Annotated in this window: 31 protein-coding genes and 1 pseudogene; 9 read left to right on the plus strand and 23 right to left on the minus strand. The window is 49.8% G+C overall.

Going from position 1 to position 26,580, the window contains the following annotated elements:
- Positions 1–45 precede the first annotated feature (45 nt).
- The 4 genes from HYT76_02575 to HYT76_02590 all read left to right on the plus strand — a co-directional run bounded on the left by HYT76_02575 (position 46) and on the right by HYT76_02590 (position 1,986).
- A complete protein-coding gene (locus HYT76_02575) occupies positions 46–390 on the plus strand; it encodes a hypothetical protein (GenBank protein MBI2082430.1) in 345 nt (114 codons plus the stop codon).
- Positions 391–929: 539 nt separating this feature from the next.
- Positions 930–1,211, plus strand: a complete 282-nt coding sequence (locus HYT76_02580) for a type II toxin-antitoxin system mRNA interferase toxin, RelE/StbE family (protein MBI2082431.1) — start codon at positions 930–932, stop codon at positions 1,209–1,211.
- Entirely contained in the window at positions 1,201–1,500 is a 300-nt protein-coding gene (locus HYT76_02585) for a helix-turn-helix transcriptional regulator (GenBank protein ID MBI2082432.1), read from the plus strand. Before HYT76_02580 ends, HYT76_02585 begins: the two co-directional genes overlap by 11 nt.
- A 60-nt stretch (positions 1,501–1,560) precedes the next feature.
- Complete coding sequence (locus HYT76_02590) at positions 1,561–1,986, plus strand: hypothetical protein (GenBank protein MBI2082433.1); 426 nt, start codon at positions 1,561–1,563, stop codon at positions 1,984–1,986.
- A 16-nt stretch (positions 1,987–2,002) separates the two neighbouring features.
- On the opposite strand, the gene HYT76_02595 is transcribed toward HYT76_02590, so the two are convergent.
- From HYT76_02595 to HYT76_02650, 12 genes and pseudogenes are all read right to left on the minus strand, one after another.
- Entirely contained in the window at positions 2,003–2,407 is a 405-nt protein-coding gene (locus tag HYT76_02595) for a CoA-binding protein (protein MBI2082434.1), read from the minus strand.
- A pseudogene (locus HYT76_02600) lies at positions 2,404–2,740 on the minus strand (TfoX/Sxy family protein). Before HYT76_02600 ends, HYT76_02595 begins: the two are co-directional and overlap by 4 nt.
- Positions 2,737–2,955: a DUF167 domain-containing protein gene (locus HYT76_02605; GenBank protein ID MBI2082435.1), complete on the minus strand. Its 219-nt coding sequence runs from the start codon at positions 2,953–2,955 to the stop codon at positions 2,737–2,739. The pseudogene HYT76_02600 and the gene HYT76_02605 overlap by 4 nt, the downstream one beginning before the upstream one ends.
- A 10-nt stretch (positions 2,956–2,965) precedes the next feature.
- Positions 2,966–3,502, minus strand: a complete 537-nt coding sequence (locus tag HYT76_02610; GenBank protein MBI2082436.1) for a hypothetical protein — start codon at positions 3,500–3,502, stop codon at positions 2,966–2,968.
- Between the two features lie 6 nt (positions 3,503–3,508).
- Complete coding sequence (locus HYT76_02615; GenBank protein ID MBI2082437.1) at positions 3,509–3,703, minus strand: hypothetical protein; 195 nt, start codon at positions 3,701–3,703, stop codon at positions 3,509–3,511.
- 118 nt (positions 3,704–3,821) lie between these two features.
- The gene (locus tag HYT76_02620; protein MBI2082438.1) at positions 3,822–4,004 is read right to left on the minus strand and encodes a CPXCG motif-containing cysteine-rich protein; all 183 of its coding nucleotides are present in this window, start codon (positions 4,002–4,004) and stop codon (positions 3,822–3,824) included.
- A 28-nt stretch (positions 4,005–4,032) separates the two neighbouring features.
- Positions 4,033–4,692: an aquaporin family protein gene (locus tag HYT76_02625; GenBank protein ID MBI2082439.1), complete on the minus strand. Its 660-nt coding sequence runs from the start codon at positions 4,690–4,692 to the stop codon at positions 4,033–4,035.
- Complete coding sequence (locus HYT76_02630; GenBank protein MBI2082440.1) at positions 4,679–5,410, minus strand: diphthine--ammonia ligase; 732 nt, start codon at positions 5,408–5,410, stop codon at positions 4,679–4,681. The genes HYT76_02625 and HYT76_02630 overlap by 14 nt, the downstream gene beginning before the upstream one ends.
- 6 nt (positions 5,411–5,416) lie before the next feature.
- A complete protein-coding gene (locus HYT76_02635) occupies positions 5,417–7,210 on the minus strand; it encodes an ABC-F family ATP-binding cassette domain-containing protein (protein MBI2082441.1) in 1,794 nt (597 codons plus the stop codon).
- Between the two features lie 59 nt (positions 7,211–7,269).
- Positions 7,270–7,929, minus strand: coding sequence for an NUDIX hydrolase (locus tag HYT76_02640; GenBank protein MBI2082442.1), 660 nt, complete (start codon positions 7,927–7,929; stop codon positions 7,270–7,272).
- 192 nt (positions 7,930–8,121) lie between these two features.
- Positions 8,122–8,802 carry a hypothetical protein gene (locus HYT76_02645; GenBank protein ID MBI2082443.1) on the minus strand — a complete coding sequence of 227 codons (681 nt, stop codon included), beginning with the start codon at positions 8,800–8,802 and terminating at the stop codon, positions 8,122–8,124.
- A complete protein-coding gene (locus HYT76_02650; GenBank protein ID MBI2082444.1) occupies positions 8,799–9,053 on the minus strand; it encodes a GIY-YIG nuclease family protein in 255 nt (84 codons plus the stop codon). The genes HYT76_02645 and HYT76_02650 overlap by 4 nt, the downstream gene beginning before the upstream one ends.
- Positions 9,054–9,599: 546 nt before the next feature.
- Here HYT76_02650 and HYT76_02655 point away from each other — a divergent pair.
- Together HYT76_02655 and HYT76_02660 are read left to right on the plus strand one after the other, a co-directional pair.
- Positions 9,600–9,794, plus strand: a complete 195-nt coding sequence (locus HYT76_02655) for a cold-shock protein (GenBank protein ID MBI2082445.1) — start codon at positions 9,600–9,602, stop codon at positions 9,792–9,794.
- Positions 9,795–9,883: 89 nt separating this feature from the next.
- Positions 9,884–11,383 (plus strand): sodium/solute symporter, encoded by a 1,500-nt coding sequence (locus HYT76_02660; protein ID MBI2082446.1) that lies wholly within the window; start codon positions 9,884–9,886, stop codon positions 11,381–11,383.
- A gap of 103 nt (positions 11,384–11,486) precedes the next feature.
- Here HYT76_02660 and HYT76_02665 read toward each other — a convergent pair whose 3' ends face one another.
- Together HYT76_02665 and HYT76_02670 are read right to left on the minus strand one after the other, a co-directional pair.
- Positions 11,487–11,867 (minus strand): hypothetical protein, encoded by a 381-nt coding sequence (locus tag HYT76_02665; GenBank protein ID MBI2082447.1) that lies wholly within the window; start codon positions 11,865–11,867, stop codon positions 11,487–11,489.
- Positions 11,864–13,456, minus strand: coding sequence for an acyl-CoA dehydrogenase family protein (locus tag HYT76_02670; GenBank protein ID MBI2082448.1), 1,593 nt, complete (start codon positions 13,454–13,456; stop codon positions 11,864–11,866). Before HYT76_02670 ends, HYT76_02665 begins: the two co-directional genes overlap by 4 nt.
- 36 nt (positions 13,457–13,492) lie before the next feature.
- Here HYT76_02670 and HYT76_02675 point away from each other — a divergent pair, with 36 nt between their 5' ends.
- Complete coding sequence (locus tag HYT76_02675; GenBank protein MBI2082449.1) at positions 13,493–14,497, plus strand: serine/threonine protein kinase; 1,005 nt, start codon at positions 13,493–13,495, stop codon at positions 14,495–14,497.
- Here HYT76_02675 and HYT76_02680 read toward each other — a convergent pair.
- The 4 genes from HYT76_02680 to HYT76_02695 all read right to left on the minus strand — a co-directional run bounded on the left by HYT76_02680 (position 14,494) and on the right by HYT76_02695 (position 19,070).
- The gene (locus HYT76_02680) at positions 14,494–15,813 is read right to left on the minus strand and encodes a hypothetical protein (GenBank protein MBI2082450.1); all 1,320 of its coding nucleotides are present in this window, start codon (positions 15,811–15,813) and stop codon (positions 14,494–14,496) included. The two genes, HYT76_02675 and HYT76_02680, sit on opposite strands and share 4 nt — an antisense overlap.
- 77 nt (positions 15,814–15,890) lie before the next feature.
- A complete protein-coding gene (locus HYT76_02685; protein MBI2082451.1) occupies positions 15,891–16,829 on the minus strand; it encodes a cobalamin-binding protein in 939 nt (312 codons plus the stop codon).
- Positions 16,826–18,244, minus strand: a complete 1,419-nt coding sequence (locus tag HYT76_02690; protein ID MBI2082452.1) for a sodium/proline symporter — start codon at positions 18,242–18,244, stop codon at positions 16,826–16,828. Before HYT76_02690 ends, HYT76_02685 begins: the two co-directional genes overlap by 4 nt.
- Positions 18,245–18,359: 115 nt before the next feature.
- Positions 18,360–19,070, minus strand: coding sequence for an rRNA pseudouridine synthase (locus HYT76_02695; GenBank protein MBI2082453.1), 711 nt, complete (start codon positions 19,068–19,070; stop codon positions 18,360–18,362).
- A gap of 46 nt (positions 19,071–19,116) precedes the next feature.
- Between HYT76_02695 and HYT76_02700 the strand changes: the two genes are divergently transcribed.
- Positions 19,117–19,332 carry a hypothetical protein gene (locus HYT76_02700; GenBank protein MBI2082454.1) on the plus strand — a complete coding sequence of 72 codons (216 nt, stop codon included), beginning with the start codon at positions 19,117–19,119 and terminating at the stop codon, positions 19,330–19,332.
- Between the two features lie 49 nt (positions 19,333–19,381).
- On the opposite strand, the gene HYT76_02705 is transcribed toward HYT76_02700, so the two are convergent.
- The 4 genes from HYT76_02705 to HYT76_02720 are packed head-to-tail and all read right to left on the minus strand — an operon-like array spanning position 19,382 to position 22,990.
- A complete protein-coding gene (locus tag HYT76_02705) occupies positions 19,382–20,395 on the minus strand; it encodes a hypothetical protein (GenBank protein MBI2082455.1) in 1,014 nt (337 codons plus the stop codon).
- 17 nt (positions 20,396–20,412) lie between these two features.
- Positions 20,413–20,835 (minus strand): arsenate reductase ArsC, encoded by a 423-nt coding sequence (locus tag HYT76_02710; GenBank protein ID MBI2082456.1) that lies wholly within the window; start codon positions 20,833–20,835, stop codon positions 20,413–20,415.
- Complete coding sequence (locus HYT76_02715) at positions 20,802–22,274, minus strand: ABC transporter permease subunit (protein ID MBI2082457.1); 1,473 nt, start codon at positions 22,272–22,274, stop codon at positions 20,802–20,804. Before HYT76_02715 ends, HYT76_02710 begins: the two co-directional genes overlap by 34 nt.
- Complete coding sequence (locus tag HYT76_02720; GenBank protein MBI2082458.1) at positions 22,271–22,990, minus strand: ABC transporter ATP-binding protein; 720 nt, start codon at positions 22,988–22,990, stop codon at positions 22,271–22,273. Before HYT76_02720 ends, HYT76_02715 begins: the two co-directional genes overlap by 4 nt.
- Before the next feature lie 52 nt (positions 22,991–23,042).
- On the opposite strand from HYT76_02720, the gene HYT76_02725 reads away from it, so the two are divergent.
- Positions 23,043–25,337, plus strand: a complete 2,295-nt coding sequence (locus HYT76_02725; GenBank protein ID MBI2082459.1) for an aconitate hydratase — start codon at positions 23,043–23,045, stop codon at positions 25,335–25,337.
- Here HYT76_02725 and HYT76_02730 read toward each other — a convergent pair.
- Positions 25,326–26,480 carry an ATP-binding protein gene (locus HYT76_02730; protein MBI2082460.1) on the minus strand — a complete coding sequence of 385 codons (1,155 nt, stop codon included), beginning with the start codon at positions 26,478–26,480 and terminating at the stop codon, positions 25,326–25,328. The genes HYT76_02725 and HYT76_02730 overlap by 12 nt on opposite strands.
- Positions 26,481–26,580: the final 100 nt, after the last annotated feature.

Raw genomic sequence — 26,580 nt, forward strand, 5'->3', positions numbered from 1 at the left:
TTTTCTATGACAAATCTAGACCCCTTAAGCTCCGCCTTCGAGCGAATGATCGACTTAGCCTTCTCAACTTACTCTTCGGGGAAGAATGGTTTGGTTTTTTGGCGGGGGATAAAAGAAAATTACAGCACGGAACCGATTGAATCGGCTCATTGGTTATCCCCTGTGCCTAAAAAATCAGAAGAGGGTGAATGGAATCCCGACGGTAGTGCCAATCCGTTGCATTTCTACAATCAGCTCTGGCGAATTCCTGCAGAGAAATCTCTCAGTGAGCGGTCCGTCATGCAGATCGCCTTGAATATTGGACAAGGGCTCGCCTCGGGATCGGTCAACAAAAGATGGTCGCTTCGGGATTTTGTTTTGTTCGACCAGTTGTCCACAGGGGAATTTTAACTGTTCTCTTGATTCTGGGGACACGATATTAATTAGGAGTTAGGTGTTGTGTCCCCGGAATCTAGAGAGTCTTTACATAATCCCGTTTTTTGTATCTTGCGTTATACTAATGTAGCGCGAACAAGCGCAAATGGGGCTACTATGAATCCCGCAAGAAAAATGGAGAAGATTGCCTCGTGACGTGCGTTTCTAACTCGCTTCCTTTGTGTTGCCTGCTAGACTTGGGGTCCATCACTCATCCACCCTACAAAACCACCCGCCAACTGTCCATTCTCGAATCTAAATTCAATTGTCACATTCAAGGCTTCCTCACCCCCAACACCACTAGGATACAGGAAAGTCGCCCGTCGACTTTTGACCGAAAATAGTTCAAAAACCGGACGCGAGTGTCCGGAAATCAGATATTCAGACCCCTTGTAACGTCCTCATCATCAGCTCCACCTGGCATGACAATTGCTCTAACCCATACTACATGAGTGAGTTCCACAGAAAACTAGCTTGAAAAGTTCACCTCAATGGTGTACTAATGGGAGGGATTCATGATAACGCAGGTCGCGCTTTCGCGGCAGGTAGAGAAGGATCTAGAGAGAGTTCCGGCGCATATTAAGGTCAAACTCCTCTCTTGGGTCGAGGCCGTAGAAAACGATGGCCTGGAAAAAGTCAGAAAGATCCCGAGTTATCACGATGAACCCTTGAAAGGGTCTCGAATCGGGCAAAGGTCGATCCGGTTGAGCCTGAGCTATCGGGCGATTTACGAGGTTCGATCGGAGGGGCCTCCACGGATTATCGAGATTCAGGAGGTAACGAAGCATGACTACTAAAGCGAGAAAGTTTCTGGAATCAAAAGTCGGCCCCTTAACCTTGGGAAAACTCCTCATGTCGATTCGCCTGGGTGACGAGATGAGCCAGACTGAATTTGCCGAGAAACTCCGGATCTCCAAGTCCCACCTCTGCGACATTGAACAAGACCGCAAGAGCATCAGTCCCGAACGCGCTGCCCGCTTTGCCCGCCTCTTGGGATATTCCGAGGAACAGTTTGTCCGATTGACGCTTCAAGGGATGTTAGATGATGCAAAAATACCGATGACAGTTAGCGTGAAGGCGGCGTGAGGCCGGGCCTATAGCGACTCCGGCTATCCACATTTGAGAATTTGTTATCCAAAGTAAATTATGTTACCAATCCATCGCGTGAACTGGGAAGATTTTATTAAGGAACTGAAATGCTTAGCGGGAAAGATCGAGGAAGCACCCGATCTGATCGTCGGTATTTCTAGAGGAGGCTTGGTCCCCGCGAGGCTCTTGGCAACGTATCTCAAGGTCAAAGACCTGCACTGTTTATCTGTTCGAAAAATTGGGGGTGAGAGGAAAGTTGTTACCGAGATAACGGATGACATCCGTGGAAAGAGGATTCTTTTAGTGGAGGATATGCTGGAGACCGGAAAAAGCCTTATTGTGGCTAAGAAGCATCTTGAATCAAAAGCGGCTCTTGTGAAGACCGCATGTCTCTACACAATGCCAGTTTCTGAGATAGAACCTGATTTTTTTCTGAGACAAGTAAAAGAGATAGAGAAATTTCCGTGGGAATCCGAATCATGAGGATTTAAAGGTAACCTCACCTCCTCCTCAACCCCAGCACCACGATGATACAACTCCCATCAGCGATCACGTTGAGCCCATGTTTGCGGGCGTAGGCAACCGCGGCGGGACTTTCGGCGCCGGGTTGCATCCAGATATTTTGAATTCCTTTCTCGACCGCCTCCCGCACCACTCGCTCCGTCACGGGTGGCGGCGTGATGATCGAAATGCTCTGCACCTCCTCCGGCAATTCCTTCACGCTCGCAAAACAGGTGACCCCTTCCACCTCTCGCTCCTTGGGATTGATCGGATACGCCTTGAGATGATGCTGAAGGTACGTCTTCAAAACGCGATTGCCGTATTTGGCAGGGTCTCTCGAGGCCCCGACCACTCCAAAGGCGGGGGATTTAAGAAATTGTTCGATCTGTTCTTCGGGGGTCATTTTTTTAGTCTCTTCTGCTCACGAACCTCTTGATACGCCTTCTCCGCCCAAACTTTCAACATCTCCGGGTCTTCCAATATTTCCTCGGGTACTTGCCAGTAGGACATCGTGACCTGCTTGCCCTTGGATTCGTACGTAAAAGGAGACGCCCCCGCCGCTTCATAGTCAGGGCGATTGGTGTCGCCCACTTTTGAAGTAAAGGGTGTCATCGACGATGATCGCAAACATTTTTCCCTGTCGGTAGATGCCGTAGCCGCCGAACATTTTTCGTGCGGTCACCTTGGCCCAAGGAGAGAGGAGGTCGATCGCATAATCACAATAGTCGCGGCTCATCTGATTTCCACTAACTTCTTTCTCCCCCGTGCTCCTTTTACAATCAACACCGCCGATTTTGGGACCGAAAAATAATCCGCTAGGGTTTCGACCACCGCCTCATTCGCCTTCCCCTCCACCGGCGCCGCGCGAACCAACACACGGTACGAACCATCCGCGCATTTCTCAACCCCTTCTTTTCTGGCATTGGGTTTGACGGTGATTGAGATTTTCATTCTGTTGTCGTCAACTTGTCTTAAGCAAATGATTGAGAAACTCTAGATCCTGAGCATCCGAGGCGGAATGACGATCCGCATAAGCGAGTTTTTTGAGATGGAGGAGGTCCTCGGCAGAAGCAACTCGCAAAGAACTTGATTTAATCTTGACCTTGGTGGCCCGTAACTCAATCTCCTTTGCCGGAAGGGGGAAGTCGAGAAGGAGGTCTACTTTAAGTCTCGTTTCCCAATCGAAAAAAAAGAGAGAGTCTGGCAAATTTGACTTCAGCCTGATTGAAGCGATTTTCTGATTGTCGATGGTTCTGAGAACCTCCCCCTGCTGATTAAATTTTGTAACCAATTCAAAGCCCTGTTTGTAGAAAACTTCCAGAAGGCTATCGACCGACAAGTTTTGAAGTGAAACCAGAAAATCAAAGTCTTTGGTGACTCGCTGAGATCCAAGAATTACCAAGGCAACACCGCCAACCAGAACCGGTTTGAACCCCCTTTTTTTGAGAGCTTGTGAGAGAGTAATGACTCTACTGAGATGATCGATTTTATCTGCCATAAATGTTCAAGTTTTTCTCAAGGCTACGAACGCCTCAAGGTATCTGAAGTTGTCTTCAATCCGACGCTCGGCATGAAAAGAGAGCGACTTGGCCCTGCCACCCAGCGAGGCGATTTTTCGCCTCTCGTGAGATGAAAGATTTCGGGCCCGCGCCCGTCCGCCACGTCGACCCAATGCCTTGGCTAGAGCTTTGGTATTCATGGTTTCCGACTCCGTCTCCAACCATTTCTTCGTCCACCCGCTGTAGGCGGGTACCCGAACTTAGTCATACAAATTATTATACTTAGCGCTAAGCATAATTACAAGGGGGTTTAAGCGGCTATTCATTCTCCCGCCGCGCTGAAACCTCACTGCCTTCCTCTGAGTAGGTTACTGTCATTATAATCGGCCGGCAGCAGACGTGACAATCCTCAACATACTCGATCGTTTCATCGGACGGTTCCGGTTCCATAATGATCGACTCACCGCAGTAAGGACACGAGACGGAGATTGATTCGTTCATCTGTCAACATTTGCCCGAAAATCAACTTTCATGTTGTTTTATTCGGGGAGAGAAAGCGGAATAAAGACATTGCCAAAAAGGCACCCACGAATTGAGCCACAATAAACCCGGGGATATCTTCGGGGCGTATTCCCGTAAATGTGTCTGTCAGACCTCTTGCCAAGGTGACTGCCGGATTCGCAAAAGAGGTGGATGAGGTAAACCAATAGGCGGCCATGATGTAGAGGCCGACCGCCGCAGGAACAGCACGAGGGTGATCCCGAGCACAACTCAAGATGGTCAAAAGCAACCCGAAGGTGGCGACAGACTCCCCAAAGATCTGGTGATACCCGTCGCGGGCATGGGTCGAGACCATTAAGATCGGCTCACCGAACATGAGATGAGCGATCCAGACCCCCCCCATAGCACCGAGCACCTGAGCCATTATGTAGTAAAGGATCTGGCCCCATGACATATCAGCTCGTCGTCCCAGAACGAGCGTGACCGCTGGGTTGAAGTGGGCCCCGGAAACATTTCCGAAAATCAGAATCAAGACAACGAGAGCCGCGCCCGTGGCAAGACTATTGGCCAACAAGGCGATCGCTACATTCCCGCCAGCGAGTCGCTCCCCCATAATTCCTGACCCGACAACGGCCGTCAGCAGCAGGGCAGTACCGATCGCCTCGGCAATCACTTTACGCAGAGTCATCATCGATCACCTTTTGATCTCTTGACTGAGAACAATGCAAGAATTTAATAAGGCGCACATCCGTAAACACAAAACCGTCCCGTTCTACGGTCTTCCCAACCTTTACCGGTATCCTCTCTTTAAAGATCGGGGCGGCGTGGACCATGGAATGGAATTCTCCATTTTCACCGCAGGGATCAATATGAGGAGGAAGAGAGGCGAGAAACTTGTGATCAAACGCGCTCCCGCAAAATTTCTTGGGGAGTTTTTTGGGATCGATACAGGTGATGACCGCCTCAAAACGATCTTCGATCATCTTCAAGGCAAGTCCCTTGGTATCCCGAAGCCAAAGCGGAAAGACTCCTTGGAGCCCGAGCTTGGCAAGGTTTTGTTCCCGATATCTCCGGAGATTTTCCAAAAAGAGATCACCAAAGATAACGTGAGTCACCCCTTCTTGTTTCATCGATCTTAAAAATGTCTCCATCTTCTCTTCGTAGAGTTGATTCGGGCAGGGGCTTGGGATCTTGATCTTGTGGAGGGGAATGCCAACCGACTCTGCCTGACGGTCGAGGATCTCCTCTCGAACCCCGTGCATGCTTACCCTGCCAAAGGTCTCGGTGACGGTGGTGACTAACCCGACAACATCATACAAACCGTCCTTCAAAACCTCAAAGAGGGTATAGGCGCTATCCTTTCCGCTGCTCCAGGAAAGGAGGGCTTTTGTTTTTGAAGTGGACATAAGGAATTATGCATCGTCTATCTTGGCAGCCATATCCAGCTTTTTATATTTCTCAGCGATTTTTTTCTGAAGAGCCTTGATCGTTTTGGAGAGGGCCACAAATTGGTCCACGGCCTTGGCCTTCGAGGCCTCGATGACCTGTTGATTCGCCGCACTCAATTCGACCTCCAGTGCGATGATTTCATTCTCCAGGGAGCTCAACTCTTCCTTTGAGGGGTGTCGCTTACGGGCCGTTTTTTTGTTTTCAATTTTAGCGATTTTTTCGGGCGTTTCCACTACGGTCTCGGGCAAGGGAGCCGGTTTTGGGATATCCCCTTCCTCTTCCCAGCCGATCTTTTCAAGGAAATCATCGTAGCTGCCATTAAAAACTTCGGCCGTTCCATGTTGGAACAGAACCAGGCGCGTTGCCACCTCCCGCAGGATCATTTCGCTGTGGGTCACAATGACAACCGCCCCTTCAAACTCCCTGATTCCTTCAATAAGCGCTTCAATCGATTGCATGTCCAGATGGTTGGTTGGTTCATCCAGAAAAAGGAGGTTGGCCGGTGAGGCCAGGATTTTTCCCAGAAGAACGCGACTTTTTTCACCCCCGGAGAGGACGGAAATCTTCTTTTCCGCATGGTCGCCGGAAAACATCATGATCCCGCAGAGCGTCCGGACGGCGGTCCGGTTGAGAGTCATGTTCGAAGAGCCTATTTCATCCTCCACGGTCTGATCGGGATGCAGGCGGTCGATGTTCGTCTGGCCAAAATGGCCGAGTTGCAGATGGTCATGGGACCGGATGGTGCCATGCAACGGAGTGAGGTTGCCCGCCATCAGGTTTAAAAGGGTCGACTTTCCATAACCATTTTTCCCGATCACGGCGATCCGATCCCTGGCATGGATGGAGAGATTAAAATTACGGATCAGCGGTTTTTGCGGGTCAAAATGGAAGGATAGATCATGAACCTCCATCAGTTTTTTTGCCCCGAGTGGGGCATAGTGAAAGGAAAAATCAAGATCGGCGATGCGGCCCAATCGCCGCGTCGCAGACATCTTTTCCAGCTGTTTGATGCGGGACTGTACCGAGGAAGCCTTGGTTGCCTGGGCACGAAAGCGATTGATAAAGGTTTCCACCTGCTTTCTCTTCTTCTCTTCGTTGACCCGCGTTTTTTCGTGGATCTCCTCGTCCTGGGCGATTTGGGCGTAAAGTTTTCCGGTACCGCCGGGAAGTTTCTGGATCGTATGCCTGTGGATGGCGGCCGTATGGGTCGTGACGCTATCCATAAATTCCCGGTCGTGTGAGATCACAATCAGCTCGTTTTTCCACGAGCGTAAAAACTGTGTGATCCATCGGATGGAGAGGATATCCAGATGGTTGGTCGGTTCATCCAGCAGCAGGAGGTTGGGGTTGGAAACCAGCACCTTGGCCAAGTTCAACCGGATCTGAAAACCGCCGGAAAATGTGGTGGGGGATTTTGCCATATCCTCCTCCAGAAACCCCAGACCAAAAAGGATCCGTTCCACCTTGTAATGATCCCACTCTTCCCCTTCCGGCAGACCGAGACAGCCTTCTTCCAGAACGGTCGGTTCCGTAAAATGAATGTGTTGGGCCAAATGTCCTATCCGGTAGTTGCGCGGGATGGAAATCTTTCCGGAATCGGGTTCCTCCTCTCCCAGCAGGAGGCGAAACAGGGTCGATTTGCCATGACCATTTCTTCCGACAAGGCCCAAACGCTCACCGGGAGACATCTGCAGGGTCGCCCCCTCAAACAGGATTTGCGAGCCATAGGATTTGTAGAGATTCTGAACGCTCAACATACGGGTTAATTATGCTAAGGGACACGCCTTGAACTGATAGAGCGCCAGACCCGGCATTCTCAATTTCCTTTAAGAAATTTCTGGCCCTTCAGAATAAGGGCAAGGGTAAGGCCGTCCTGAATCTCATCTTTCTCTACCCTCTTCATGACCTCGGCCCAGGAAAATAATTTTAGACGAATCCTCTTGGATTCCTCCGGATCCGTTGCCTCTCCTGCTTTTGTGCAATGTTGTGCCAAAAATAGTTTTTGTTTGTAAGAGATGGCGCTACTAGCCGGCAGTATGGAACCGAGATCCTGCCAGCGAGGACAGGTAAAGCCGGTTTCTTCTCCCAGCTCTCGCTTCGCGGTTTGTAAGAGCGATTCATTCGGTTCCCAACTACCATGAGGAGCCTCGAGTAACCATTTGCGAGGTGCGTGACGGAAGATCCGCTCCAAAATTACTTGGCCCTTTTCAGTAATTGCCAAAACACCAGCACCGCTGAAGCCCTGAGGAGAAACTTGGGAAGGTACCAGACGAATATAGGTTCCTTCCTTTCCGTTCGGGAACTTCACCTTGTCATTGTAGAACCGAACCCATTTGTTGCTAAAAACAAGCTCCTCCTTGAGTATTTGGATCTCGCCTTTTTTAGCATCTCCTAAATAGAGTCCTTTGGCCGCCCCAATGGAACTCATACCGAGCGACAGGATCAAAAGGCCCAAAATCCAGCGGATGATTTTCATGGGGTTGATCGCATATCCCAGGCATTACGGAAAGGCAAGTGGCGTTGATTACATCTGTTTCTTCGATACCAACGCCTCTTTTTTACCCCGACTCCAACTTTTAATCTCGGCCTCGCGCTGCATCCCAACGCAACCAAACCCGCCAGACGACTAGGACTTAACTCGCTCATCTTGAGCTCGTCCTGAACCTTTTTAATCTTTCGGGTCAGTTTCATGACTCGCTTTCCCTGCTTCTTTCTCCAGATTCTTAAAAACATCCGGGGTTGTAGATTTCACGCCAATTTTGGTGACCCAGTTGGGAACATGCCCGCCCAAATCGACGATCTCTTCATAATATACCAGGGAGTGTCCGGATTTCTCGTCTGACTGAACGAGAAAGCAACCTCGAACGAAGTCGACGTTGGCGGCGATCATTTCCCAGCATTGTTTGAAGATCTGTCTCCCGGCCAGGGTCTCATCGTTCGTGTAACGCAGGACGAACCAGCGGTTTTTCACCGGGAAAGGTGTGCTAACTATCTGAAAAACGGCCCCTTGCCATAGACCCCCAGACTGGCGGGGAACTTCGGTCCGATATTTTTCTGAAACTTTCTTCAGGAGATTGGCCTCTCGGGTCCCGGCTGTCTGGATCGCTGAGATCCCCTCGTCGGTGATGTAAAAACTCGCTGGCATCCGGGGCATGAACGAGGACCAGTCGTTGAGCCGAACAATAGCGTCCCAGACTTTTTCCGGCGATGCCTTAATCGTCCCTTGGGCATGCATCTCATTCGGCTTTCCAGAACTACCCTTAATGTAGCGGATTGACAGATTCTCATGGGCAATTGCATTGCCAGCTGCAGATACCCCGAGGAATACTATGACAACGAGTAATTTCACTGTTTGAGGTTTCCGGAAATCAGCGCTTCTTTCTTGCTCCGATCCCATCCTTTTATCTGTGCTTCGCGTCGCATCGCCTTTGCCCTTGTTCGGTGTTTTTCATGGTACAAAAGTTTTCTGAATCCAAAGCTTTTGGTGAATTTGGCGCCGGTTCCGTTGCGATGCTGTTCCATGCGCCGATCCAGATCGCTTGTGTAACCGGTGTAGTATTTCCCATCAGAAGACTCGAGAATGTAGACAATATAAGGCATCAGTTTAAACAAAAATACCCCCATGAAGGGGGTATTTTGTTCTACTCCGGGGGTGGGATTCGAACCCACGACCAAGTGATTACAGGTTCCCACCACTTTCATGATGGCCTGGACTATCTCTTTACCCTCCGCATTGTGCGGATTGGGTAGTGGGCGCTCGAGGGGAGATTATTCTTTCGTCACTCCCTAGTCTCTGCACCTTCCTCCCACCTTTATATTGGGAGGCTTGGCTCAGGATTCCCTTATCCTCTGGCGTGGACGTAGGGTTCCCTGAGTTCACCCACTTTTCGACCGCAGTTACCTGCGGAAGCTGCATATGGGCATGGGTTTCGCGGGTTTACTTCTCGTCTCCCGTTTAGCCACCATGCCTCCTTTCTACAGTCACCTACTCTGCCGCTGAGCTACCCCGGAAATTGGTTCAAGTTTTTAGCATCGAAGATCTCCGTTGTAAACACGGTTTGTTGATCCCCGATCCAAGACTGGACATATGGATACGAGTTGTTGTAGTTTAATGGGCAACTTAATCGTCCAACAAAGGAGGAGATCATGGAAACCGGTACCGTAAAGTTTTTCAGTGAAGAAAAGGGTTTTGGATTCATCACGCCCGACAAAGGTGGAAAGGATCTCTTCGTCCACTCTAGCGCCATCGTGAATGGTCCTATTGCCAAAGATGATAAGGTTGAGTTCGAAATCGGCCAAGGGAAAAAAGGTCCTTGCGCTGAAAAAGTAAGTCGTAAGTAGTTAAAAACCGATAAAAAAACGACGACTGTGATAAGGTCGAGCGACCTTGACTTGCGGAAGCTCGTTACGACAGTGAACGTAAAAATTTCATGTCTGGCAGCATCAACATCGCCATCTTAATTTTGTCACTTGTGTTAACTTTTGCCCTGGGACTTTATCTGTCTCGCCGCCAAAAAAATGTTAAAGACTATTTTTTGGCAGGTCGCAATATGCCTTTTTGGGCCGTTGGATTCTCAATTATTGCAACGCAGATAAGCGGCATTTCCTATTTAGGCATACCGGCCTTTGTTTTCCAGAAGGATTTAACGATTTTTTTGCGTTCTTTGACTATTCTTTGTGCGACAATCGTCATCGCCTTTACTTTAGCTCCTCTCTTTTATCGCATGAACATTACCAGTATCTATGAATATTTAGAGCGTCGTTTTAGTATTCACGTGAGAGTTGTCAGTTCACTTATTTTGGTTATTACCAAACTTACGTGGTTGTCGATGGTGATCTACGCCTCTGGCCTGTTGCTTTCCACACAATTTGAGATCCCGCTGACTTCATGTATTATTTTCTCGGGTTTATTCACAACACTTTATACAGCGTGGGGAGGCATGAAGGCTGATATCTGGACTGATGTGATACAATTTTTCCTTATGTCGATGGGACTAATTGTTGCGATCGCTATTATCTTGTATCACTTTAATGGAGATGTTGGCGAGATATGGCGCATCGCTAGCGCAGGCGGTCATACCGTTATGGTTCGTGATATGGCCAACTTCAATACAGAATACTCCATTTGGGCAATTCTAATCGGTTCATTTATTCTAAATCTTTTTGATTACGGGGGTAACCAGATAACAGTCCAGAGATATCTGACCACATCTTCGGTTAAGGGGACTATTAAAAGTTTATTATTAAGCGCCGTCTTTACACTCCCCTTTATTATAGTTATCTCGCTACTCGGATTGGGTCTTTTCGCTTACTACAATCAACACCCCCAAATGATGCAATCCTTGTTAAGTTTTTCACCTGACAATCCTACAAAGGCCATGGATCGAGTTTTTGCACATTTTATAGTTAATGTTATTCCCGTTGGGTTAAGCGGGCTTGTTGTCTCTGGTATTGTCGCTGCGGGCATGTCGAGTGCTGATTCGGGTTTTAACTCATTATCTGCTATATGTTTCACCGATTATTATAAAAGATTTTTTAAAAAAGGGAAAATGGGCGAGCATGTAGAATTAAACATTGCCAAAAAACTGAGTTTGTTTTGGGGTTTAATCTGCACGGTCATGGCTTTATTTATCAATAAAATTGGTCTTTTGATGGAGGTTGCAAATAAAATATATAGTTATTTTGTTGGTCCAATTATCGCCCTCTTTTTTATGGGGTTATTTATTAAAATGATTGATGCAACCGCAGCTATTGTTGGCATGTTGCTTGGTCTATCAATGAGTTTTGTGCTCATAAAATGGACCAATGTTCATTTTCTATGGCATGCCCCATTCTGTTTCGGCGTAACGATTTTTTCCGCTGTCCTATTTAGTCTCTTGAACAAGATTATTTTAAATAGGTTTAGTTTCGCTAAATCAAGCTGTTCCTAAAACAGGTTCGAGCCTGGTCAAGCTGGAAAGAAAAATCTAATTTCTCTTTCTGCTATCGAACGCAACTTCGCAATCAAGGCATCACGATCATCGTAAGTCAGGCCTACCGTTGGTATCGCTTCGCAAAAAATGACTTTGACCTTACCCCACCCCTCAACCAGGTCAGCCAACCGATAAACGGCAGAAGTGCGTATCCAAAATTCATCAGGACATAACACTCCTCGGAAATCACATGGTTCACAATAAGCGTCTCGCTGAGACTCGTTTGATTGAGCAGAAGATAGAGATAGGGAGGAGAGTTGTATTGACCCTTGTTCCGATCCTCGACCGTTACTTCAATGCCAAAAATCTTTAATTGGGTCTCCGCCCATTTCTTGAGAAGGCGTTCCGATTTTTTCGGTGCCAAGCGACAAAGAAGAAGCGCCGGTGTTAACCAGAGAAGGGTGGCGATGGAGGAGAGGATCCAGTGAATGAGACTTCTCATGAGAAAAGAAATTCTAACAAACCCGCTTCGCGGGAGCGAGGACCGGCAGGCAGGGCGGCCAGATCAGCGTAAAACGCAACCTCCAGGAGGGAGCCGAGACGATCGGTGAGGCGTCTTGCCTCACGGGCTACCCAGTTTGAATCAGTCAGCCGATCCAAGAGTGGTGTGGTTTCTTTCCAAGAATGGATCAACCACTCACTGGTCGAAGCAAACCCCCTTTTTCCAAGACGTTCCGCTCGCTTGAGGATGTTTTCCTGGAGATAATTTCGGAACGGAAACCGGAGACCATCGCGCGCGATCTGAAGCACGAGTGTATTGTGGGTCCCTTCCCAGGTTTCGATCACGAGACTGTCACGATAGAGTCGCGGAAGGATCGAGAAGGTTTCGATCGTTCCATTCCCTGCCAGAATCAAGATCGCCTCATGGCTGCATTCGGTCGCGCCGATCGAGGTTCGGTATTTACAGATGTTGATCAGGAATCGCTGCCAGAGCGCCTCATCGCTCGTGAAATTTTTTAGCGGGTTTCGGTCACGCTCCGAAACGAGATAAAAATAAAGTGCCCTGCGGGATTCCAGAATCGCCCGGATCTTATTCAGGCTCTCTCCCACCATCGGGTATTCGATAATCTTCCGACCAAAGGCACTTCGGTTTTGCGCATAATGAGTTGCCTCGAGCGAGGCCCGCGCCATGACCCCGCAGGCGCTCGCGGCGTTCATGATGCGGGAGGTGTTGATCACGTAGTTCATCAGATTCTTGAACCCCTGTTCGACGGGGCCGATATTGTAGGCGAGCGCACCGTTCAGATCGATCTCCGCCGTCGGCAGTTCCTTCGTCCCGATCTTTTGCTTCAGTCGCTTGATTCGGAGATTGTTGAGCTTCCCTTCAACTGTCCTCGGTACGAAAAAGATCGCGACACCATCGGTCCCTTCGGCGGACCCCTCGGGCCGCGCTGCGATCAGGAAAAATTCGTCAATCGCGGAACAAAACCATTTCTCCCCGTAGAGGCGCCAACTCCCTTCTCCCTCCGGTACCGCACGGGTGGTCAAGGCACCGACATCGGATCCCATATCCTGCTCGGTGATGAACTGGGATCCGGCGAGCGGTGTCTCGGCCGAACGAAGTTTCGGGAGAAATTCCTTCTTAAGGAAATCCGAACCGACCGCCTCGATCACCCGAATCAATCCCTCGGTGCAAGCGAGAGGACATGTGAGAGACGCCTCTCCGAGATGTGCGAGCAGATAGACCTTTGCGAAGCGTTCCAGTTCCGATCCGTTTTCAAAAATACCGGCCTCGACCACCTCGCGTCGGAGTTGACGAACCGGTGGTGGAAGCCAAACCTGATCGATTGGATTGCCAACCCGATCGTACGACTCGATCCGTGGGCCGTCGTAATCTTGTGCTGACTCACGGGCCAATTGATCCCATTCCCCCGAAACGTGGCGTGAAAAGTCGGCTAGTCTTTCTGAAAGCTGTTTTTTCTGGTCTGCCAGACAAAGCGAATTAAATAGCGACTGAAGCCCCTCGTCAGACTGAAGGAAATCAAGATCCAGAGGTCGAAGACAATTTAGTTCCTTTAAGTTTGTAGACACACACATCTCCTTAAATTAAAACAGGGAGAAGACAATATGAAAATGATGCCTTTTGACCATCTCCTGCCTGAGACAATCTTCGGAACTATTTCAGAACAAGGTTTCAGACCGACCGGAGTGCTGTTCCCACTCAACAGCTATGAAAACCGCGTTTATGAAGTCGGAATCGAAACAGAAGATGTCGGGTCTCGGGATTCGGTGATCGCGAAGTATTACCGACCGGGACGGTGGTCAAAAGAGGCGATCGCCGATGAACATCGATTCGTTCGGATGCTGGCAGAGGCGGAGATTCCGGTGATTCGCCATTTGACGCTGAAAAAGCACCTCCCTGGCGTCGAGACACTGGGCCGGACCGATTCTGACGGGGTTTTCTACGCCATTTTTCAAAAATTTCGGGGACGCGAGCATGCAGAGGTGACGAACGACGACCGACGTTGGCTTGGTCGGACACTGGCGCGCATTCACAATGTCGGCGAACACTTTCAGGCAAACCATCGCCTGCATTTGACACCCGAGACTTATGGAACCGACAGTCTCTCGTTCATCTTGTCTCAAGAGTTTCTCCCTTCGGATCTGAAGCAGGCGATCGAGACGCACCTATTCCAAGCCCTCAAGCTCGTTGCCCCACATTTCAAGACGGGACCCAAGTCGATCCCGCTCCATGGCGACTGTCATCCAGGCAATATCTTATGGAACCGCGAAGGGCCGCATCTCCTCGACTTTGATGATATGGTGATTGCGCCGCCGGTTCAGGATCTCTGGATGCTCTTCAACGGAAATGAGGAGGAGAAGCGGGAACAGAGAAAATTTTTTTTGGAAGGGTATGAAACGTTCCGAAAATTTGATATCGACACCTTGATTCTTGCCGAACCGTTGCGCACGCTGCGGATGATCCGGTACGCTGCATGGATCGGTCAGCGCTACGGAGAGCCGATATTTCAGTCTGCCTTTCCGTATTATCGGGAACGTCGCTATTGGGAGGAGTTTCTTCAGTCGATCAAGGAACAGATCGGCCTTCTGCAGGAACTGGATTGGGCTTAGGGGAGTGGCTCACTGTGCAGGATTCCCTCGAGGCCCAATTCTTTCAGAACTCCACGGGTAAAATCACCCCTCGTTTCCCCACTTCTCACAAAATAGGAATCCTGATCAGCAGCGAGGTGATGGAAGAGTTGTCTTTCAAAGCCTGGTGCCAGATCGCTGCGAATTGATCTGTCTTTAATCGGATACGCGCATTTGAGATTCCCCGCCAGACCATACAACAAATTTATACGGTAGAAACGGAAGAGGGGGATCAGCCCCTCAATCTTATCTGGTGAGGGTCCCCTTGCAACTCGATGACGAATCATTTGCCCCAAGACATCGGCCTGTAAAAGATGGGCGTTTCTCTCATTGAGGGTAGAATATCCAACATAAAGCTCATTTCGAAAAGACAGAGTTGTCGCATAAAACCGATGATAGGTTTCATGGGCCAGCGTGGCGAGCAGTCCGCTTGGAAAAACTCGACCCATTTTCGCCTTCATCGACTCGACATTTAAAGCGACGACACCGAAAAAAGGTGACTTCAACTCTCCCAAGAGCTCTCGTTCGTTTGATTGAGGGAGGTCATGGGCAAAAACAACCGTTTCATTGTAACGAAGGAGAAAATCCCATAACGTTGAATTCTCCGGCAGAGAGAATTCCCTGGCCACCTCTGCGGAGAGCGGAATTTCTCGAGCTTCTGCTTGCATATCTGATGGGATTTCCTCAATCCTCACCTCGACAGGATCACGCGAAGCAGAGACCTCTTCCCAGGTGAGGGCATTCTCCCTTTTTGGAGGGATATGACTTTTCCCTGTCCGACGACGAACCGCTTCCATGAGTCTCTCCATCTCGACTTTTTGAAGGGGTGGTCCAAAGGTTTGAGTCAGGAGAATTTCGGCAAGGGTAAAATGACGGATATAATTGAGCGCCATGACACGTTCTTGAGGGGTTTGTCCCAAGTATTCTTCATAGAGTTTTGGGAGTTCGCCAATGGCCCATCGGCGCATCTCTGATAGATCATAAGAATCAGGAAATTCAGCTGCCGCTATTGAAGAGGCGAACAAGGGGCACCCCGTCTGAGGGAGAGACATCGTCGCTTCCTGACAAACGCGGGAAATCGCTAAAAGGGGCCCCGAGGCTTCTGCATCACGCCAGGGATCCTTCTGAAAAAAAGAGTTTGGTATTCCTTGAAGAAGTTTTCGAAATCTCTCTTCAAGTTCTTTTAATTGGTTTGAATCACTTGGTGGACCCTCTTTTCTCGTGCGAAGGCTATCCCAAGCAACGACCGCACCGGTGGCAAAAACAGATCCTGCCAAGATGACTCTCGAAAGCTGCATGGGCTTATCTTCGATCCCTGATGGGAAAAGTTGCGTATGACCTGGTGACTGGAGTTCGAGCTAAGCACATTTTTTTACTAAAAAACAACCCAGCCCGATCCCTTAAATCCAAAGTTAAAGACCTCGGGATGAAAGATTTCCGCTAAGATTTCAAGTGATTCGACCAACCTTGGTCCGGGTCGATTGAAGTATTGGTTCCCATCCAGAAGATAGACCTTCTTGTTCCGAACCGCCTTGAGTTGAGCCCATCCCCTCCGTTCGGTAAGAACCGCCATCTCACTTCGAACCTTTTCAATCCCCCATCCACAGGGAAGACAAAGAATGATATCTGGATCCTTTTTAACAAGATCCTCCCACGTCATCCATGGCGAATGCTTTCCCGCCTCGCCAAAGAGATTCACTCCTCCGGCCATTTCCACAAGCTCCGGCATCCAGTTTCCTGCCGCCATGAGGGGATCGAGCCACTCGATACAGGCGACGGCCGGTTTTGATGATATATTCATGGAGCGGTTGGCTCGGGTCGGGCGCCCGCCCTGAGATAGGACCCGCTCCATTCTTTCTTTAAGCTCGGTGACCAATATTTTTCCATGCTCCGCAATCCCCAACGCCTCCGCCACCTTTTGGATATCCCTCCAAAGATCGGCGAGAGATTCTGTCTTCAGAGAAACAATCTTCGGTCGCGATGGAATAATCTCACAGACCGCCGCCTCCACATCCTTGAGGCTCACCGCGCAGACCTCGCATTGATCTTGGGTAACAATGACGTCGGGTTTTAATTTCCGTAAGAGATCGGCATCGACACGATAAACAGAAATCCCTTCCTGGACGATCGCCTTGACCCGTTGGTCAATCTCATAGCTTGTTCCATCTGTATTGAATTTGGGTTCGGTACAGACCGGAAGTTTGCTGACCCATTTAGGATAATCACACTCATGGGAACGACCGACAAGTTGATCGCCACAACCTAAGGCACAGACAATTTCCGTACTACTCGCAATCAAGGAGAGAATTCTCATATTTTACGTGGGAAAATTTGACCAAAAAGCCAGATCAGGAAAAGTCCGGCAAAAAAGATAACTGTTAGCGAATCCCCCCAGATATGGATCGCGACGGTCCCGAAAACCATCCCGGCGACAAGTCCCAAGCTGGTTACCCTTTTCCAAAAAAGTGCCATCAAGACCGCCGGGCCAAGACCAGACGCCAATCCTCCCCAAGCGTTAAAGACCTGACCGAAGACGTCAGTTCGGCGCCAGGAAATCAGAATCGCTGCAACACCTAACGCGAGACAAATCGCACGACTCAAGACGAGGGCTGTCTTCCCCTCCGGATTTCCCCCGAAGAGTTTGACATAAATATCCTCAACAAGCGCTGAGATCGCGACGAGGAGTTGGGAGTCGACTGTCGACATCATCGCCGCCACAGCTGCCGACATCAAGACTCCGGAAAACCAGGGTGGGAGATTCGCAACAGACAAGAGCGGAAAGATCTGATCAGGATCTGTCATGCCCGGACCGTACTGTGCGAGTCCCACAAAACCGAGCGCTGCCGCCCCATACATGACGAGGATCGCCCAGACGATCGCGATCAGCGCTGACATCCTGAGCTTCTGTGTCTCACGGATTGCCATGAAGTTGACCAGGATATGCGGCTGCCCGGGATAACCAAGTCCCCACGAAAGGCTTCCGATCACAACACCTGTCAAAAGCGCCATTCCCTCCTTGCCGCCGGTGATTGTTAGAGAAGTGGGATTGGCGGCTTGCATCGCCTGAAAGAGTTCGCCAAAGCCACCCAGATTCAGGATTGCAATCGTCGGGAGGATGATCAGCGCGACTGCCATCATCATCCCCTGTATAAAATCAGTGTAGGCTGCGGCGAGAAACCCACCCGCCATTGTGTAGGCGAGGATCACGATCGAGCCAATCAGAACCCCTTGATGATAGGTTAGTGAAACGGTTCCCCACGGCGTTTGCACATTCGAAAAGATTGTCTCAAAAATCTTCCCCGCCGCGATATACTGGGCCGCGATATAGGAGGCGTAAAAAATTAGGATGATCAGCACGGAGACAATTCGAACGGCCGGAAATTTTCCACGACCGACACGTGACTCAAGGAAATCAGGGATCGTAAGCGAACCGCTTGCCTCAGTCATCTGCCGCATCGGGATCGCCATCACGAGCCAGCTGAAAACAATGCCGACCAGGAGACCGACAATGACCCAGAGGATTGAAAAACCAGCCAAGTAAGCGGCTGCCGGCAAGCCAATAAAGAGCCAGCCACTCATGTCAGAGGCTTGTGCCGAGATGGCGGTCAGCCAGGTTCCAAGACGCCTCCCTCCGAGAATATAGTCTGAGAGATTACGATTGAGACGGGTACAGGCAAGCCCCACGGCAAGGAGAACGAAGAGATAGATAAGGAAAACAACCAGAATCATCGTTTTCTAAAAAACCAAATAGCTAAACCAACAGAAACAAGTGGTGGAAGAATCAAGAAAAGAAGAGTCGATGTTGGCAACATCTCTCTTTCGTTCTCATGACTTTTGATCGATGTCAAAAGTTTCGGGTAATTTTTTCTATTTCCGATGGCGTGAGGGACCGATACTGTCCTGGACGCAAATCACCAAGCTGCAACGAGCCTATCGATACCCGTATCAAACGAATCACATCAAGTCCCACCGCCTCACACATCCGACGGATCTGCCGGTTTTTCCCCTCGGTGATCGTGATTTCCAACCAGTCATCGTCCAGAATTTTTACCTGACACGGCGCCGTTACATAGCCACCGATGTCAACGCCTCCGGATAATTTCCTAATAACGTCCCCTCTCCCCCTTATCTTCACCCGATACGTTTTCGGAATCCCCTTACTCGGATGCGTCATCCGATGATGCAGCTCCCCATCATTGGTCAGGAAGACAAGCCCTTCAGAATCAAAATCAAGTCGTCCGACATAATTAACACGCTCAGGGATCTCTTTGAGATAGTCATAGATCGTCGGTCTTCCCTCCGGATCATGGCGAGTCACCATCACATTTTTTGGTTTGTGGAAAATGTAGTAGACGAGGTGCGGCCTCTCCCGAATCTCCTTCCCATCCACCACCACATGATCCTTCTCTGGGTCGATGGAGATCCCCATCTCTTTGATGACCTGTCCATTCAGCGAGACCCTGCCGGCGAGAATCATTTTCTCCCCCTCGCGCCTCGAACAAACCCCTGCCTGGGAGAGAAATTTCTGGAGCCTCATTTTTCTTTTGCCATTCATTTTAAACTTGCTATATCAGTTTTCTAACAAACTAAGGAGGAATTCAATGAGTGATCTTCTTGTCGTCGCTTCAAAAATTAAGAAATATATTAAAGAAAAATCGCAGATGAGCACCGCAGCCTCAACCCTCAATGTCCTTTCAGAAATTATTAAAGGGGTCTGTGACAAGGCGATCACGAACGCCCAGTCAGACGGCCGGAAGACGGTAATGGACCGAGATGTTCCACAATCGTCTTCGGGTTCTTCTCCGTCTCTTGATTAAATTATAACCCTCGCGGCGGATCTCTTCGAGTCGCTGCCTTTGATTGTTATTATCGACCCAGACCAAAAAAAGGATTCCCAAGGATGTGGCTCCTCATCTGGCCTGCTTTTTCTGAATCCGTTCTGTCATTCCGAAAGACGAAATAATATTGGTATGGAACAAACAAAAGATCAGAGAAAAGGCCGAATTTGAATGTGCCAGGCTTGAAGAGCATCATCGCAATGAGCCTGCGGGTCCATCCCCACTTAATGTTGGTCCAAAAAATATCGCACATATAGTCATACCGTACCTCTTGGCGGTCGACGGGCTCGATCCCACGCCATATTCTGTCAAATGAGTGAGTCAGACTATCCCAAAAGGCATCGGGCCCTGAATAGCCATCGAATTTTTCCCGACCCCTTCGGATGTTTTCATAGCTGGCCATACCGAGGAGGACACTGAGGCTGATGAAGATTCCCATAACAAAGATTTGCCAAATAGAATGAATACCGCCCAAGGCAAGTCTTGAACGATCCATCCAGCTCTTGCCCGGCCTGAAGAGGTTCAGGTACTCACGCCCTTTGTGCCAAGGGAACTTCGTTGGGACAAACCCCTTGTGGATACGCCATGGAGCCGAGAGAAATCCAAAGAGTCGTGTTCCTGAAACAGAAAGTGCGGTGACATTGGCTAAGTAGGTCAAGAGATGGCAACCAGCGAAACCGACTGGATCCCATTGGGAATTTGTTAGCTCATGCTGGAGCATCGATTCCACGGCGATAGCGGTGATAAGATTCGACAGGGCACCAGTATGGGGATGTTCAGCGTTTGTCTTCCAGATTTCCCCAAATCGTTTTAGGGTATTAGCAGACGATACCCTGGAACGTTGTTCGAGGAAACACGGAAGGGATTCGAAGAGGCCACGTGTCAGAGGTGTGCGGGAAAAGGAGAGGTAGAGTCCTAACATTGCAAGTCCGGAGAGAGCGGTTCTTTGAAAGGTCAGGTAAGGTGAACGGGGTTTCGGTATAGAATCATCAGCGGGTAAGGCTGCTTGCCCCGTCACCCCCAAGGTTGGAACAAACACCATCAGTCTTGCTCATAAACCTATTGAAACGATTCGACAAGAAGTTGTTTCACCTTTTCCTCAATCAAGTCCCGCGTTTCCCTGAAAAAATCGAGGGGACGTCCAACAGGATCCGGGATATCCCATTCGATTCTCTTTTTCGCCTTGAGTGTTGGACACCGATCTCCGCACCCCATCAGGACAGCGATATCAAATTCGATGTCCGGAAGATCATTGATCCCCTTGGACCGATGACGGGAAATATCGATCCCCTTCTCCTTCATGACCTTTACCGTCTCCGAAACAACAAAACCGAGCGGGTGGGAACCGGCGCTATATATAAGGTAGGTGTCCCCTGCATAATGTCGGGAAAAACCTTCGGCCATCTGGCTCCGACAGGCATTTCCGATACAGACAAAGACGATTGATTTCATAACACCCTCAGCCCCCGCGGTGTAATCCATTTCTCTAACGTTTCAAAGAAAATTTCAGCCAGTATCGCCAAAAGCGCTGCCGGGATTGCCCCACGAAAGACGATTCGCATGTCATTTAAAGCAAGGCCGGTCACGATCGGTTCACCGAGACCACCGGCACCGATGAAAGCGGCGAGTGTGGCTGTTCCAATATTGGTCACGGTGCTGATCCGAATCCCCGCCATAATAAATCGCGCCGCCATCGGGATCTCGACATAACGGAGCCTCTGCCACTTCGTGAGCCCGAGGCCATCGGCTGATTCAAGAATCAGTGGGGAAATCTCCCGGATCCCGACACAACTGTTCCGTACAATCGGAAGCAACCCATAGATAAAGAGCGCTGTGATCGCCGGGACCGTACCGATTCCCAAAATAGGGATCATAAAAACAAGCAGGGCGATTCCCGGAATTGTTTGGGCCACGCCAGCGATACTCAAAACCACTTGGGCTAATTTCTTTCGTCGACTCACGAGGATTCCTGCCGGGAGACCGATGAGTGTGGCCAATCCGACAGAGACAAAAGTCAGTAAGAGATGTTCGAAAATGAGCTGACCGATCCCGCGAGAGACCACTGTCTGCTGTTTTGGAATCAGCCCCTCTTCGACCAAAAAAGAGGTTGTCGCCTCCGAAAAACTCTTTCCATCCAGTTCGACTGCGGCGTTGAGATGCTGCATTTTCTCTTCGGAAATTTTTCCTGCCACAAGATTTAAAACATCCCTTACCTCCGGATGATGCAGCAGAAAATCGTTTCGAACCAAAGGGGCCGCAAGATATTTTTGAAAAAACTGTCGGTCGTCTTCCAGGAGCCGTAAATCGAACTTCCGAATCTTGGCGTCGGTCGAATAGGCGTCGATGACATCGACCTTACCCGCTGCAATCGATTCATAGGCCAATCCATGATCGAGGCCTCTGACCTCCTTGGGCGTCAAGAAATAGGCCTGACTCAAAGAGGGCCAGCCATCGCCCCTCTCCAAAAACTCATGACTCAACCCATAGCGATATTCCGGATGGGGGCGGAGATCGGAAATTCGTGAAACGGTCTCCGGCACCTGCCCTTTCGAAACCGCAAGGGCGTAGGTGTTGTTGAAACCAAACGGCTCGAGCCACTCGAGCCGAAATTCTTTTAGAAAAATCTTTTTCAATCCCTGAAAATCCAGAATTCCTTGACCATGGAGCAAGACTTCGATCGCGGTGCCCGTGTATTCCGGATAGAGATCGATCGACCCGTTCTTCAGCGCCTCGAAACAGACAACCGTCCCCCCGAGACCGAATTTTCTCTCGACCTTGAGATTTGTCTTCGCCTCGATCAGTTGGGCCGTGATCTCCGAGAGGAGATACCCTTCGGTGAATTTTTTGGAGCCGATCCGGATCACATCATTGGCATCCAACAAGGAGGGCAACAACATGAAAAGAATCAAAAGAGTCTTCATGAGAAAAAGTCCTTGATGAAATCGGTCTGTGGGTTATTTCGAATCTCCTCCGGTGCCCCGATCTGCAAAAATTTACCCTGATCCATAATGGCAATCTGATTTCCCATGAGACAGGCCTCCTGCATGTCGTGGGTCACAAAGAGGATCGTTTTTCGTGTGATCTTTTTCTGAAGCCCCAAAAAATCCCTCTGGATCTGTCGACGTGTGATCGGATCGAGAGCGCCGAATGGCTCATCCATCAGGAGAATCGGTGGATCGAGCATCAGCGCTCGTGCGACACCGACACGCTGCTGTTCCCCACCGGAAAGTTCCCTCGGATATTTTGAGGTATAGATTTCAGGATCGAGATTCACCATCTGGAGGAGCTGTCGAACCCGGTCTTCTTTCCTAAACTTTTCCCAACCCTCAATCTTTGCAACGAGGGAGATGTTCTCAAAAACATTGAGATGCGGGAAAAGTCCGCCTTGTTGAATGACGTAACCGATTCCTCGACGGATCTGGTGAATTCTTGAAAAATCGAGCTGCTGCCCATTGATTTGCACCTCCCCTTCGTCGGGTCGGATGAGACCATTCATCATCTTGAGGAGTGTTGATTTCCCGCAACCACTCTTTCCGACGAGGACGAGACATTCTCCCTCCTTAAGATCGAAGGTGAGGTGATCGACCACCGTGCCGTGGCCCCCATAGCTTTTTACGAGATCTCTGACCGAAATCATATTCATCTCCCCACTAGACGAGATAACTTTTTTTGACTAGTCTTAACCCACTGTGAAAAAAACCGGTCCAAAAAATCATGTCGTTGAAACAACCCCCGAACTTGTCCGAACGGTTTACGAAAGGATTGACTCAAACCTCAAGATCATCCGAAAGCGTCTCGGTCGTCCCCTGACGTTGGCCGAAAAGATTCTCCTCGGTCATCTCGAAGATCCGAAGGGACAGGCGCTCGCTCCTGGGAAGGCGATCCTGAATCTCAAGGTCGATCGCGTTGCCCTGCAAGATGCGACCGCCCAGATGTGTCTGCTCCAATTCATGCTCGCCGGACGCGATCGAACAGCGGTGCCAACGACGGTCCACTGCGATCATCTGATCCGTGCCCACAGTGGAGCCCGAGAGGACATGGCTGTTGCGATGACAGAAAATCGCGAGGTGTATGAATTTCTAAAAACAGTCTCCAAAAAATATGGGATTGGCTTCTGGGGTCCGGGTGCCGGGATTATTCATCAGGTGGTTCTCGAACAATATGCTTTTCCCGGCGGGATGATGATCGGGACCGACTCTCATACCCCGAATGCTGGCGGACTCGGAATGATTGCGATCGGTGTCGGAGGGGCCGATGCGGTCGACGTAATGGTCGGGATGAGCTGGGAGGTCCTGCAACCCAAGCTGGTCGGTGTCAAGTTGACCGGGGAATTGAACGGCTGGACCGCCCCGAAGGATGTGATCCTGAAGGTCTGTGAGATTCTCACGACAAAGGGGGGGACCAATAACATCGTCGAATATTTCGGACCGGGCGCCCGTTCCCTCTCGGCGACAGGAAAAGGAACGATTACGAACATGGGGGCCGAACTCGGGGCGACCACCTCCATCTTCCCTTATGATCAGGCGACACGAGATTATCTTGTTGCGACCCAACGGGAAAAGATCGCTTCCATCGCCGATTCCTGCCGAGAGATACTTCAGGCCGATCCGGAGGTAGAGAAAAATCCGGGAAAATTCTTTGACCATCTGATCGAGATTGATCTCTCGACTCTCGAGCCGCATATTGTCGGTCCCCATTCTCCCGATCTGGCCCGACCGATTTCAAAGTTAAAAAAAGATGTTCGTGAGAAAAACTATCCGGACACTATCAAATATGCCTTGATCGGGAGCTGTACCAATTCCTCCTACGAAGACATCGAGCGGGCGGCAGAAGTGGCGCGGCAGGCGAAGGAGCTCGGACTCAAGACACAAATCCCGCTTTTGATTACCCCCGGCTCGGAACAGGTCCGTGCGACGATCGAACGAGACGGCCAGATGGCGATCCTCGAAGAGATCGGTGGAACTGTCTTGGCCAATGCCTGTGGCCCTTGTATCGGGCAGTGGAAGCGGGATGACATCCAGAAGGGGGATCGAAATTCTATTCTCACCTCTTATAATCGAAACTTTCCGCGTCGGAATGACGGCAATCCTGAAACCTATGCCTTTATCGGGAGTCCCGAGATCGTCGTCGCGATGAGTCTCGTCGGAAATCTCTCGTTTGATCCACTCCATGATCCCCTCTCAACCCCAAGCGGGAAAAAGATTGGCCTCAGGCCGCCGCGTCGCGCCGATCCGCTTCCAAAAAAGGGTTTCATCTTTTCAAAAGTCGGATACTTACCCCCCGCTGAGGAGGGGCAGAAGATCGAGGTGGCAATCGATCCGAAAAGTAATCGTTTACAAAAGTTGACACCCTTTCCCGCCTGGGACGGAAACGATTTTGAAAAGTTGCCGGTCTTGGCCAAGGCAAAAGGAAAATGTACGACTGATCATATCTCACCTGCAGGACCGTGGTTGAAATTTCGAGGCCATCTCGATCATATCAGTGACAACGCCTTCACGGGTGTTCACAACGCCTTTTCTCATGAGGCCGGGAAGGGGATCAATATCCTGACGGGAGAGAAGGATCATGAGCTCCCGAAGATCGCGCGCTATTATAAGGAGAAGGGGGAGCGGTGGGTGATGGTCGGCGATGAAAACTACGGCGAAGGGTCGAGTCGCGAACATGCGGCGATGAGCCCGCGCTTTCTGGGGTGTGCCGCCGTCGTCACGAAGAGTTTTGCGAGGATTCACGAAACGAATCTCAAGAAGCAGGGGATTCTGCCACTCACCTTTGCCGATCCGAAGGATTACGAAAAAATCGAGGCGACCGATCGGGTCAGCATCCGAGGTCTCAAGGCCCTCAAACCACACAAACCTCTCGAGATGATTCTGTATCATCAGGATGGAAAAGAAGAAACTCTCTCCGTCCTCCACAGTATGACCGAGACACAACTCACTTGGTTCAAGGCCGGTTCAGCCCTCAATGCCCTGAAGTCAAAGGCCTAATTCACGAAGCCCCTGATCCCAAGGGAGTACCGATACGGAACCGATTTTTTTTGGCCATGGATCACGGGAAAGGCAAAACGCCTCTGCCTTTTTGAAATCAGGGAGAAATCGTTCCAAAGTTCTCGTGTCCCTTTCATCTGCATGATCGGTTGATTTGATCTCGATCAAGGCGGTTGGCATCCCCGGTCTTTCGACAATCAGGTCAATTTCAGAATCATCTTTTGTCCTGAGGTAGAAAAATCGAAAGTCTTTCCGGTGATAACTATTCAACCGGTACGCTTCCAAAATCACGAAATGTTCAAACGCGAGCCCATAGGCGTAAGAGCCGGGAGTTAGGGAAGATTCAAGTGTCCTTTCCATGGCCCGCCTGACCCCAAGGTCAAAGAGATAAAATTTCGGATTATGTCGTTGGCGTTTTCGAACTGAATAATGGAATGGTTCCAAGAGGACTCCCACCAGGGTATCTTCCAGAATGGAAAAATAGGATTGAACGGTAGGGGTCTCGACGCCCACATCCCGGGCTACGTTTGAATAGTTGACAATCTGCCCGCTGGTTTGGGCGGCGATTTCCAAAAAACGCCGGAACGGCTCCAGTTGCCGAATCAGATGTTCCGCCCAAATTTCCTCCTTCAGGTAGGTGTGCGCGTAGGCCCGCAGAAACTCGTTTTTCTCCTCCGGCAAAGAAAGCTGTGTCACGCGGGGGAGTGAACCGTAGTGCAATGCCGCAGTGAGATCGAATTGATTCCCCATTTCAGTGTGGGTCAGGGGAAAAAGGTGGTTCAGGAAGGCGCGGCCGGCCAATAAGTTCGCTCCCTCTTTTTTCAATTTGCGAGGACTTGATCCCGTCAGGGCAAACTTTTTGCCAGAGGATTCTATGTGGTGATGAACAAGATCGAGGAGCTTTGGTGCCTTCTGGATTTCGTCAATGACGATCCAGGCAAACTCCTTCAGTGCCTCGCTCTGGTAAGATAGGGGACCGGCCTCGCGGGAATAGGCCTCCTCCACCTTTGGGTCGAGGAGATCAATCCATAGAACCTTTTCCTTCTCAAAGAACCTCTTGAGAAATGTCGTTTTACCCGTACCACGTGGCCCAAATATAAAAAAACTGTTTGATTTCAATGGTCTTATAACTCTATTTATCATGGTATATATTTGTACGCCATTTATATAGTTAAGTCAACTCTTCATACCGTAAATAGATCGTACGAGATTTTTTATATTTTGTTAGCAACGAGGAGGTCCT

The organism is Deltaproteobacteria bacterium (genome assembly GCA_016180845.1).
Lineage (GTDB): Bacteria > UBA10199 > UBA10199 > JACPAL01 > JACPAL01 > JACPAK01.